The organism is Streptomyces sp. SID486, from assembly GCF_009865385.1.
Classification (GTDB): domain Bacteria; phylum Actinomycetota; class Actinomycetes; order Streptomycetales; family Streptomycetaceae; genus Streptomyces.
Genome location: NZ_WWJT01000584.1, coordinates 1 through 11,285, shown reverse-complemented (window position 1 = coordinate 11,285; position 11,285 = coordinate 1). Strand labels below are relative to the sequence as shown.

Annotated in this window: 9 protein-coding genes; 8 read left to right on the top strand and 1 reads right to left on the bottom strand. The window is 72.3% G+C overall.

Translation table 11 applies throughout. From position 1 onward, the window contains the following. The first annotated feature begins 639 nt into the window (after positions 1–639). The 3 genes from GT045_RS27375 (at position 640) to GT045_RS27365 (ending at position 4,829) form a co-directional block, all read left to right on the top strand. A complete protein-coding gene (locus GT045_RS27375) occupies positions 640–1,605 on the top strand; it encodes an SCO0930 family lipoprotein (RefSeq protein WP_161293896.1) in 966 nt (321 codons plus the stop codon). A 270-nt stretch (positions 1,606–1,875) separates the two neighbouring features. After that, positions 1,876–2,688: an SAM-dependent methyltransferase gene (locus tag GT045_RS27370; protein WP_161293894.1), complete on the top strand. Its 813-nt coding sequence runs from the start codon at positions 1,876–1,878 to the stop codon at positions 2,686–2,688. Further along, on the top strand, positions 2,685–4,829 hold the full coding sequence (locus GT045_RS27365; RefSeq protein WP_161335798.1) for an EAL domain-containing protein: 2,145 nt from the start codon (positions 2,685–2,687) through the stop codon (positions 4,827–4,829). Before GT045_RS27370 ends, GT045_RS27365 begins: the two co-directional genes overlap by 4 nt. Before the next feature lie 226 nt (positions 4,830–5,055). Here the strand turns inward: GT045_RS27365 and GT045_RS27360 are convergent, their stop codons facing one another. Further along, positions 5,056–5,940 carry a LysR substrate-binding domain-containing protein gene (locus tag GT045_RS27360; RefSeq protein WP_161335797.1) on the bottom strand — a complete coding sequence of 295 codons (885 nt, stop codon included), beginning with the start codon at positions 5,938–5,940 and terminating at the stop codon, positions 5,056–5,058. A 120-nt stretch (positions 5,941–6,060) separates the two neighbouring features. On the opposite strand from GT045_RS27360, the gene GT045_RS27355 reads away from it, so the two are divergent. The 5 genes from GT045_RS27355 to GT045_RS27335 all read left to right on the top strand — a co-directional run. Beyond that, entirely contained in the window at positions 6,061–6,732 is a 672-nt protein-coding gene (locus GT045_RS27355) for a succinate dehydrogenase (RefSeq protein WP_161294436.1), read from the top strand. Positions 6,733–6,734: 2 nt separating this feature from the next. Further along, a complete protein-coding gene (locus tag GT045_RS27350; RefSeq protein WP_161335796.1) occupies positions 6,735–8,681 on the top strand; it encodes a fumarate reductase/succinate dehydrogenase flavoprotein subunit in 1,947 nt (648 codons plus the stop codon). Beyond that, on the top strand, positions 8,678–9,427 hold the full coding sequence (locus GT045_RS27345; protein WP_161294429.1) for a succinate dehydrogenase/fumarate reductase iron-sulfur subunit: 750 nt from the start codon (positions 8,678–8,680) through the stop codon (positions 9,425–9,427). Before GT045_RS27350 ends, GT045_RS27345 begins: the two co-directional genes overlap by 4 nt. Before the next feature lie 323 nt (positions 9,428–9,750). Beyond that, positions 9,751–10,521 carry a GNAT family N-acyltransferase gene (locus GT045_RS27340; RefSeq protein WP_161335795.1) on the top strand — a complete coding sequence of 257 codons (771 nt, stop codon included), beginning with the start codon at positions 9,751–9,753 and terminating at the stop codon, positions 10,519–10,521. Beyond that, positions 10,521–11,285 (top strand): lysophospholipid acyltransferase family protein (locus tag GT045_RS27335; RefSeq protein WP_161335794.1); only part of this gene is annotated, 765 nt, incomplete at its 3' end. The genes GT045_RS27340 and GT045_RS27335, both read left to right, overlap by 1 nt.

The following is an 11,285-nucleotide window of genomic DNA, read 5'->3' as shown; positions in this document are numbered from 1 at the left end:
GGCCGGGGCGTCGGCTTCGGGGTGGGGCGGGGCGGCGGCTTCGGATGCTTCGTCGGCGTCGGCGTCGGCGTCGGTGTGGGTGTGGGTGTGGGTGTGGGCGTCGGCGTGGGTGTAGGTGTCGGCTTCGGCGGGCACGGCGGCGGGGTCGGCTTCGGGCAGGGCGGGGGAGGCCAGTGGTGGCCGCCGGCGTAGGCCACCGCCACCGTGCCGTCCGGGCCCGTCGAGGCGTACGCGCAGGCGTCGGCCGACGCGCTGCCGGCCGGACAGCCCACCAGGGCCCAGGTCAGCGTCAACAGGGCCAACGCCCGTGTCGTAGGCGCGCATCGGGTCACTTCGGGTCCATGCACGTCGCAGATCATGAGGCGCGAAGGGACGCCGTACGCCCCGGTGAGCCGAGATTGCTCCGAAAGAGGGAGATGGGGTGATCGATGGTTTGCCGAGCCGAAGGGCCTGTCCCGGCCTGATTCGTCCGGGTGTCCACGCCCCCGGCGGCCGAAGCGGGGTCACCGGACGCGGAAGGACGGGGCGGAAAGAAAAATCGGCCGCCGTTGAACACGGCGGCCCCTGCCGTGCGTACCCATGGCCGTGCGGCGGCACAGCAGGGCGCTGCAAAATCCAGGCGACAATGTGGAGTTGACGATGAAGACCTCCTGGCGGACCGCCTCACTGGTGGCCACGGCCGCCTCGGTGCTGGTGCTGACCACGGCCTGCGGCCAGGACAACGCCGCCACTCCCGCGTCGGCGGCCCAGAACGTCGGGGCCACGGCCCCGGCCGGCGACTACGGCAACCCGGGCAGCGGGACCGTCGCCGGCACGGGCAACGGATACGGCGCCGACGGCAACCAGAGCTCCGCCTCCCCGGCCCCGGTCTCCCCGGCGGGCAAGCTCGCCGTGGCGAGCAATCCCGACCTGGGCAACGTGCTGACCGACGGCTCCGGCCTCACCCTCTACCGGTTCGACAAGGACACCGCCAACCCGCCCAAGTCGAACTGCGACGGCGACTGCGCGACCACCTGGCCGCCGGTCCCCGCCGACGACGCCACCGCCGGCGCCGGCATCGACAAGGCGCTGCTCGGCGAGGTCACCCGCGCCGACGGCTCCAAGCAGCTCACCGTCGGCGGCTGGCCCGCCTACCGCTACGCGAAGGACGTCAACGCCGGTGACGTCAACGGCCAGGGCGTGGGCGGCAAGTGGTTCGCGCTCGCGCCCACCGGCAAGAAGGCCAAGCTGTCCGACCTGCCCGGCCTGTCCGTCCACAAGGACCCCAAGCTCGGTGACATCGTCGTGGACAAGAACGGCATGACGGTCTACCGCTTCATGAAGGACCAGGCCTGGCCGAAGTCCGTCTCCAACTGCACCGGGGCCTGCCTGGAGAAGTGGCCTGCCGTCGGCCCGGTCGGCGCCGACGACACCGAAGGTGTGAAGAAGAAGGGGCTGATGCCCTTCACCCGTTCCGACGGTGCCAGGCAGATGACCGTCAACTGCTGGCCGATCTACACCTTTTCCGGGGACAAGGCCCCGGGGGACACCAACGGTCAGGGCGTGGGCGGCACCTGGTACGCCGTCTCGCCCGACGGCAAGCCGGTCGGTGCGCCGGGCGAATAGATCACCTCCCCAGGGTCGATCACCCGCCCGCCTCGGCGCACGACCGAAGATCCGCCCCCTCCGCACCGCACGGAGGGGGCGGATCGTTGTGTGCGGTGGGAGCACGGCGCCGCACGGTGGTCACACAGCGGGGTCGTTCGGGCACTTGCCGCAGGCAGTGACCGGGAACGGATGGTCAATTTCCGGTTCAGGTCGCTCCTTTGGGCGGCGATCAGTAGCCTCAGCTCGAACACCGGATCGCCTACACCTGTCCACGCCTTGGAGAGATACATGGAGCGTCCCGCCTGGGCCCCACGGAGCATCGACATCTCGGTGCCGAGCGTCTCGCGGATCTACGACTACTACCTGGGCGGTTCGCACAACTTCGAGGTCGACCGGGAAGCGGCCCGCAAGGCCATGGAGTTCCTGCCGGGCCTGCCGAAGATCATGCAGGCCAACCGGGCGTTCATGCGCCGGGCCGTGCGGTTCGCGGCGGGGGAGGGCATCACCCAGTTCCTCGACATCGGCTCCGGCATCCCGACGTTCGGCAACGTCCACGAGGTGGCCCGGGCGGCCGTACCGGGCGCCCGCGTGGTCTACGTCGACCACGATCCGGTGGCCGTCGCCCACAGCCAGGCGGTGCTCGCGGGAGACGACGACACGGACGTGGTCGCCGCCGACCTCCGCAAGCCCCGGGAGATCCTCACCAGCCCCCCGGTGGAGCGGCTGATCGACCTGAATCGGCCAGTGGCCCTCCTGCTCGTTGCCATACTGCACTTCGTGGAAGACGCGGACGACCCGTACGCTGCGGTGGCCGAGCTGCGCGATGCCCTCGCGCCCGGCAGCCTGCTGATCCTCACCCATGCCTCGTACGAGGGGATCCCGCTGCCCGCCGAGCGGGCCGAGGGCGCGGTGGACGTGTACAAGGACATTCGCAACCCGCTGATCATGCGCTCGCGCGACCGGATCGCGCGGTTCTTCGAGGGGTACGACATGGTGGAACCCGGACTGGTGCAGATGCCGCACTGGCGCCCGGATTCGGCGCCGGAGGACGAGGATCCCTACGCCTTCTCCGGGTACGCCGGCGTGGGGCGTACGGCATGAGCGCCGAGCCGGACGGGCCGGAGGGAAGACTGCGCCGGCTGACGACGATCTGGAGCCGGGCGCTGTTCCCGGTGACCTCGACGTCGCTGACCCGGGCCGAGTTCGAGGACCGGCTGCTGCCGCTCGCCGTCCGCCTGAGCGAACTGCTGCGCGCCCGCAGCTTCGACGCCGAGGCGGCGAAGGCGGTCGGCGCCGCCCTGGTCGGCGCGCACTGCACCGACCCCGAAGCGCTGACCCGCACCCTGGACTGCGTCGACGCCTATCTCGTCCTGTACTGCGGCGAGGACGGTGACCAGGACGAACTGCGCATGCGCTCCTCACGGTTGCAGCACGCGATGGCCGCCGGCTACGCCCAGGCGCTGCGCGAGCGCACCCTCGCCGAGCAGGAGGCCATCGCCCAGGCCGCGCTGGAGGCGCAGGGCGTGGTCGCCCAGGCGCTGCACGCGAGCGAGGCCCGCTTCCGCGCGGTCTTCGAGGGCGCCGCCATAGGGATCGGCATCGCCGACCTCGACGGCAATATCCTCCAGGTCAACGAGGCGCTGCTGCGCATGTTCGGCCTCACCGACCGCACCCTGCGCGGCCGGCGCGTCCAGGACTGGGTCCACCCCGAGGACGCCCCGCAGACCTGGCGGCTCTACGACGAACTCGTGCGCGGCGAGCGCGAGCACTACCACCTGGAGAAGGCGTTCAACCGCCCCGACGGCACCGTGCTGTGGACCAATCTGACGGTCTCGCTGCTGCGCGACCCCGACGGTCTTCCGCAGTACCAGCTGGCGCTCATGGAGGACACCACCGAACGCCGGCTGCTCAACCTCCGCCTCCGTTACGAGGCCACTCACGACGCCCTGACCGGCCTGCCCAACCGCACGCTGTTCTTCGAGCGGCTGGAGAAGGCGCTGAACGCGGGCGACGGGCAGCGTTTCGGCCTGTGCTACCTGGACCTGGACGGCTTCAAGACGGTCAACGACAGCCTCGGCCACGCGGCCGGCGACCGGCTGCTGGTGGAGGTCGCCGACCGGCTGCAGTCGTGCGCGACCGCCCCCGGTGAGATGGTCGCCCGGCTCGGCGGCGACGAGTTCGTGGCCCTGACCACCGGTCCCGGCACCGAGCACGAGGTCGACGAACTCGCCGAGCGCATCATGAGCGCGCTCGTCACCCCCGTCAGCATCGACGGCCGCGACCTCCTGGTCCGCGGCAGCCTCGGCATCGTCGAGGGGCCGGCCGGCGAACGTACCGCCGCCGAGGTGCTGCGCAGCGCCGACATCACCATGTACCGGGCCAAGTCGGCGGGCGGCAACCGCTTCGAACTCGCCGACCCGGAGGCCGACGCCCGCGCCATCACCCGGCACGGACTGACGACGGCCCTGCCGACCGCCCTGGAGCGCGGCGAGTTCTTCATCGAGTACCAGCCCCTGGTCCACCTCGGTGACGGCAGCGTGCGCGGCGCCGAGGCCCTGGTGCGCTGGCTGCACCCGCAGCACGGTGTCCTCGGGCCGGACCGCTTCATCCCGCTCGCCGAGCACACCGGCCTGATCGTGCCGCTCGGCCGCTGGGTGCTGGAGGAGTCGATCCGGCAGGCCCGTGCCTGGCGGGAGAGGCACGGCGACCGGAGCGCCGCCGGCCCCCTGCGCATCAACGTCAACCTCTCGCCCTGCCAGCTCAGCCATCCCGGGCTGGTCCAGGACACGGTCGACATCCTCGAACGCGCGGGGGTCACCCCGGACGCCCTGTGCCTGGAGGTCACCGAGTCTGCGCTCATCGGTGCCGACGACGACCTGCTCAAACCCCTGCGCCGGCTGGCGGAGATGGGCGTCGACATCGCCCTGGACGACTTCGGCACCGGCTACTCGAACCTGGCCAACCTGCGCCGCCTGCCGGTGAGCGTCCTCAAGCTCGACCGGTCCTTCACCCAGGGCATGCAGCAGTTCCCCGCCGACCCCGTCGACCTGAAGATCGTGGAGGGGATCGTCTCCCTGGCCCACAGCCTCGACCTCGCCGTCACGGTCGAGGGCGTGGAGACCGGCGCCCAGGCCGAACAGCTGCGGACACTGGGCTGCGACACGGCCCAGGGCTGGTACTACGCCCGTCCCGGCCCTCCGGAGCGACTCCACGACCTGGCACTGGTGGACGCGACGGGCTGACGCGCCCCGGCGGGGGGCGGGGAACCGCGCGGACCACCGCGCACCACCCGCGCCCCGGTCCGCCGCCAGGCACGGCACCGACGGGCCCGGCACCGGCTTCGTACCACCCGTGCCCCCGAGCCGCCACTGCCACCCGAAGCACCGTCGGGCCCGGCGCCGGTTCCGCACCACCCGCGCCCCCGGTCCGCCGCCGCCAGGCACCGCGCCGACGGGCGCGGGCCGGTCCTCACCGCTCCAGCAGCATCCGCTGGAGCTCACGCGCGGCGCGGGGCGGAGCCACGTCGCTGCGGTGCGCCAGGGCGATGGTCCGGTGCAGTCCCGGCCTGGCCAGCGGGGTGACCCGCAGCCCCCGACCCGCCCGGGCGGCCACCATCCGGGGCACGACGGCGACGCCGAGCCCCGCCCGCGCGAACCCCAGCACCGCGTCCATCTCGCCGCCCTCCACGGCGAACTCCGGCTCGAAGCCGGCGGAGCGGCACGCGGCCACGGTCAGCTCGCGCAGGTCGTACCCGTGCCGGAACATCACCAGCCGTTCCCCCTCCAGGTCGCCGATGGCGACGGTCCGCCCGCCCCGGCCGGGCACCGGCGACTCCGGCGAGGACACCACCACCAGGTCCTCGCGGAGCAGCTCCACGGTGGTCAGCGCGGGCGCCGGCGTCGGCAGCGGCAGCACGATCAGCGCCAGGTCGAGCGCGCCCCGGGCCAGCCCCCGGACCAGGTCGTGCGAGCCGCCCTCCTCGATCAGCAGCCGGATGCCGGGATAGCGGTCGTGGAAGGCACGCAGCACATCCGGCAGCAGCCCCGTGCACAGACTCGGTGTGGCCCCCAGCCGCACCCGCCCCCGCCGCAGCTGGACCAGCTCCTGCACCTCGTACCGGGCGGTGTCCGCGTCGGCCAGGATGCGCCGGGCCAGCGGCAGCAGCGCCTCGCCCGCGTCGGTGAGCGTGATGTTGCCCCGGGCACGCCGGAACAGGTCCGCGCCCAGCTCCCGCTCCAGCGCCTTGATCTGCTGCGACAGCGACGGCTGGGCGACGTGGACCAGCTCGGCGGCCCGGGTGAAGTGCCGGGTCTCGGCGACGGCCACGAAGTACTGGAGCTGATGGAACTGCACCCCACCAGAATAGCTCCAGCCTATGGAAACGAGCTGGACCATGTCTTGGACCGATCAGGTGTCCCGGGCCTAGCGTGCTGTTCCATGGCACTGGCAACGCGGACGGACCGACGGCCGTCCATCGCACGCACCGTGTGGGACAGCTCCGTCGGCAAGAAGACGGTCATGGCCGTCAGCGGCGTGATCATGCTCCTGTACCTGGTCGCGCACGTCATCGGCAACCTGAAGATCTTCTTCGGCGCCGGGGAGTTCAACCACTACGCGCACTGGCTGCGCACGGTCGGCGAACCCTTCATGCACTACGAGTGGACGCTCTGGCTCGTGCGGATCGTCCTCGTGGCCGCCGTGGTCGCCCACGCCACGTCCGCCTACCAGCTCAGCCGCCGCGACATCAGGGCACGCCCCGACAAGTACGTGCACAAGAAGCCGAGGGCGAGCTACGCGACCCGCACCATGCGCTGGGGCGGGATCATCCTCGCCCTGTTCATCGTCTGGCACATCCTGGACCTGACCACCGGCACCGCACACCCCGGCGGCTTCCAGGAGGGCCACCCCTACCAGAACGTCGTGGACACCTTCTCCACCTGGTACGGCGACGTCGTCTACATCGTCGCGATGCTCGCGCTCGGCCTGCACGTCAGGCACGGCTTCTGGAGCGCCGCCCAGACCCTCGGCGTCGGCAGCAGGGCCCGCGACCGCGCCCTGAAGACCGTCGCGAACGTCCTCGCGCTGCTGCTCACGGCCGGCTTCGTCGCCGTACCCGTGGGCGTCATGACCGGAGTGGTGAGCTGACCATGACGTACACCGACTACACGACCGGCGCGCCGGTCACCGACCCCAAGGCCCCCTCCGGCCCGATCCACGAGCGCTGGGACAAGCGCCGGTTCGAGGCCAAGCTGGTCAACCCGGCCAACCGGCGCAAGCACACGGTGATCGTCGTGGGCACCGGCCTCGCGGGCGGCTCCGCCGGCGCCACCCTCGCCGAACAGGGCTACCACGTCGTCCAGTTCTGCTACCAGGACTCCCCGCGCCGCGCCCACTCCATCGCCGCGCAGGGCGGCATCAACGCCGCGAAGAACTACCGCAACGACGGCGACTCCGTCCACCGCCTGTTCTACGACACCGTCAAGGGCGGCGACTTCCGCGCCCGCGAGTCCAACGTGCACCGGCTCGCGCAGATCTCCGTCGAGATCATCGACCAGTGCGTGGCCCAGGGCGTGCCCTTCGCCCGCGAGTACGGCGGCCTGCTCGACACCCGGTCCTTCGGCGGCGTCCAGGTCTCCCGCACCTTCTACGCCCGCGGCCAGACCGGCCAGCAGCTGCTGCTGGGCGCCTACCAGGCGCTGTCCCGGCAGATCGCCGCCGGGAACGTGGAGATGCATCCGCGCACCGAGATGCTCGACCTGATCGTCGTCGACGGACGGGCCCGCGGCATCGTCGCGCGGGACCTGGTGACCGGACGGATCGACACCTACTTCGCGGACGCCGTCGTCCTCGCCTCCGGCGGCTACGGCAACGTCTTCTACCTGTCGACCAACGCCATGAACTCCAACGCCACCGCCGTCTGGCGGGCGCACCGGCGCGGCGCCTGGTTCGCCAACCCCTGCTTCACGCAGATCCACCCGACCTGCATCCCGCGCACCGGCGACCACCAGTCCAAGCTGACCCTGATGAGCGAGTCGCTGCGCAACGACGGCCGGATCTGGGTGCCCAAGGCCAAGGGCGACACCCGCCCGCCGGACCAGATCCCCGAGGACGAGCGCGACTACTACCTGGAGCGCATCTACCCCTCCTTCGGCAACCTGGTCCCGCGGGACATCGCCTCCCGCGCCGCGAAGAACGTCTGCGACGAGGGCAGGGGGGTGGGCCCCGGCGGACAGGGCGTCTACCTGGACTTCGCCGACGCCGTCCGGCGGATGGGCCGCAAGGCCGTCGAGGCCAAGTACGGAAACCTCTTCGACATGTACCAGCGGATCACCGACGAGGATCCGTACGAGGTGCCGATGCGGATCTACCCGGCCGTGCACTACACGATGGGCGGCCTGTGGGTCGACTACGACCTGCAGACCACCGTCCCCGGGCTGTTCGCGATCGGCGAGGCCAACTTCTCCGACCACGGCGCCAACCGGCTCGGCGCCTCCGCGCTCATGCAGGGCCTGGCCGACGGCTACTTCGTGCTGCCGGCCACCATCAACGACTACCTGGCCCGCAACCCGCACCAGGAGCCGGTCACCGGCGAACACCCCGCCGTCCAGGAAGTGCTGGCCGACACCGAGGACCGGATCAACCTGCTGCTCGCGGTCGACGGTGACCGCACCCCGGACTCCTTCCACCGGGAACTGGGCGAGGTGATGTGGGAGTTCTGCGGCATGGCCCGCACCGACGCCGGGCTGCGCAAGGCCCTGGAGCGCATCCCGCAGATCCGCGAGGAGTTCTGGCGCCGGATCAAGGTGCCCGGCACCGGCGAGGAGTTCAACCAGTCGCTGGAGAAGGCCAACCGCATCGTCGACTACCTGGAGCTGGCCGAGCTCATGTGCCTCGACGCGCTGCACCGCGCCGAGTCCTGCGGCGGCCACTTCCGCGAGGAGTCCCAGACCCCCGACGGCGAAGCCGCCCGCCAAGACGACGAGTTCGCCTACGCGGCGGCCTGGGAGTTCACCGACACCGGCGCGGCTCCCGTCCTGCACAAGGAAGACCTGGTCTTCGAGTACGTCCACCCCACCCAGCGGAGCTACGCATGAAGCTCACCCTGCGCGTCTGGCGGCAGAAGAACGCCGGCGCCGACGGAGCGATGTCCACCTACGAGGTGGACGACATCTCGCCCGACATGTCCTTCCTGGAGATGCTGGACGTCCTCAACGAACAGCTCATCCTCGCCGGCGAGGAGCCGGTCGCCTTCGACCACGACTGCCGCGAGGGCATCTGCGGAGCCTGCTCGCTGGTCATCAACGGCGACGCCCACGGCCCGGAACGCACCACCACCTGCCAGCTGCACATGCGGTCCTTCCGGGACGGCGACACGATCGACATCGAGCCGTGGCGGGCCGCCGCGTTCCCGGTGATCAAGGACCTGGTGGTGGACCGGTCGGCGTTCGACCGGATCATCCAGGCCGGCGGCTACGTCACCGCCCCGACCGGGTCCGCGCCGGAGGCCCACGCCACGCCGGTCCCGAAGGCCGACGCCGACTTCGCCTTCGAGCACGCCGAGTGCATCGGGTGCGGGGCGTGCGTGGCCGCCTGTCCCAACGGCGCGGCGATGCTCTTCACCTCCGCCAAGGTCAACCACCTCAACGTGCTGCCCCAGGGCGCGCCCGAGCGGGAGAGCCGGGTGCTGGACATGGTCACGCAGATGGACGCCGAGGGCTTCGGCGGGTGCACGCTGGCCGGCGAGTGCGCCACCGCCTGCCCGAAGGGGATCCCGCTGATGTCGATCACCCGGATGAACAAGGAGTGGCTGAGGGCCACCCGGAAGTCGGGGAAGCGGTAGGAGCGCGGGGAGCCGCGGAAGCGCCACGGCCGCTCGCGCAGCTCCCCTCGCGTCCGCACGGACGTTCGCCGAACGGTGGACGGGCGGGGCCGGGAGTGGTGCTCATCCCCGGCCCCGTCTGGTTTCCCGGCCCCTGTACGCTCCCCGCCGGGGACCGGTCACAGGCCGGCCGGCCCGCCGGATCCCGTCGTTCAGCATCCCCACATCCGCTCTCCTGGCACCCGTCACGCACCGGTCAACCGGCATCGGAAGAACTGGAGCGGCGGGCCGTACGCACCGGGCCCGCCGTCCTCGCCGAACCGGCCCGTGACCAGGAGTGAGCCATGACCGGCGTTTCCACCCTCGACCGCGCCCCGCAGCCCGCGGCACCCCCTCGCTACACCGTCACCCTCGCCCGCGACGAGGCCGACGTGCGGGCCGCGCAGCAGCTGCGGCACGACGTCTTCGCCGGGGAGATGGGAGCCCTGCTGGCCACCGCCGAGCCGGGACACGACGTCGACGCCTTCGACGCCCACTGCGACCACCTCCTCGTGCGCGACACGGGGACCGGGCAGATCGTCGGCACCTACCGGCTGCTCCCGCCGGAGCGGGCCGCGGTCGCCGGCCGCCTCTACTCCGAGGGCGAGTTCGACCTCTCCGCACTCGACCCGATCCGGTTCGCACTGGTCGAGGTCGGCCGCTCCTGCGTCCACCCCGACCACCGCGACGGCGCCGTCATCGGCCTGATCTGGGCCGGCATAGCGCGCTACATGACCGACCGGGGCCACGAGTGGCTGGCGGGCTGCTGCTCCGTGCCGCTCGCCGACGGCGGTGCCCTCGCCGCCGGCACCTGGGAGCGGGTGCGGGGCAAGTACCTGTCGCCCGAGGAGTTCCGGGTCCGGCCGTTGCTGCCGTGGGTGCCGCCCGCCGGGCCGCCGGCCGGCCGTACCGAGATTCCCGCCCTGCTGCGCGGCTACCTCCGGCTCGGCGCCTGGATCTGCGGCGAGCCCGCCCACGACCCCGGCTTCGGGGTCGCCGACCTGTACGTGCTGCTGTCGATGCGCCGGGTCGACCAGCGCTACCTGCGGCACTTCCTCTCCCTCGTCCCCGCCTGATGAGCGTCTGGCTGCCCACCGCGCCCTGCACCCCGGACGCGTGCGTGGAGCCGGGCCGGGCCGCGGCGGCCGTACCCCGGGCCGTGCTGCGGCTGGCCGTGGTGACGGCCCTGGTGCTGGCCGGGGTCGTGCTGTCCCCGCTCGGCTGGGGGTCCCCCCGCTCGCGGGGGAGGATCCCCGCCGAGTGGATCAGGCGGTGGTGCCGGCTGATCGTCCGGGCCGTCGGGGTCCGGGTCCGCGTGACCGGCGCCGCCGTACCGGCCGGCGGGGTGCTGCTGGTCGCCAACCACGTGTCGTGGCTCGACATCCCGCTGCTCGCCGCCGTGCGGCCCGGCCGCATGCTGGCCAAGGCCGAGATCCGGCAGTGGCCCGTCGCGGGCGCGCTGGCCGCACGCGGCGGCGCGCTGTTCATCGAGCGGGACCGGCTGCGCGCCCTGCCCGGCACCGTCGGCCGGATCGCCGGTGCCCTGCGCGAGGGCGCGGCCGTGACCGCCTTCCCCGAGGGCAGCACCTGGTGCGGGCGCGCCCACGGCCGGTTCCGCCGGGCCGTCTTCCAGGCCGCGCTCGACGCGGGCGTGCCCGTGCAGCCGGTCAGCCTGCGCTACCGGCTGCTGGACGGTGGGCCCGGCACCGCGGCGGCGTTCGTCGGTGAGGACAGCCTGCCGGCGTCGCTGTGGCGGGTGGCCCGGACCCGGGGTCTGGTCGCCGAGGTGGAGGTCCGGCCGGTGATCCCGCCGGGCGCCCACCCCGACCGCCGGAGCCTG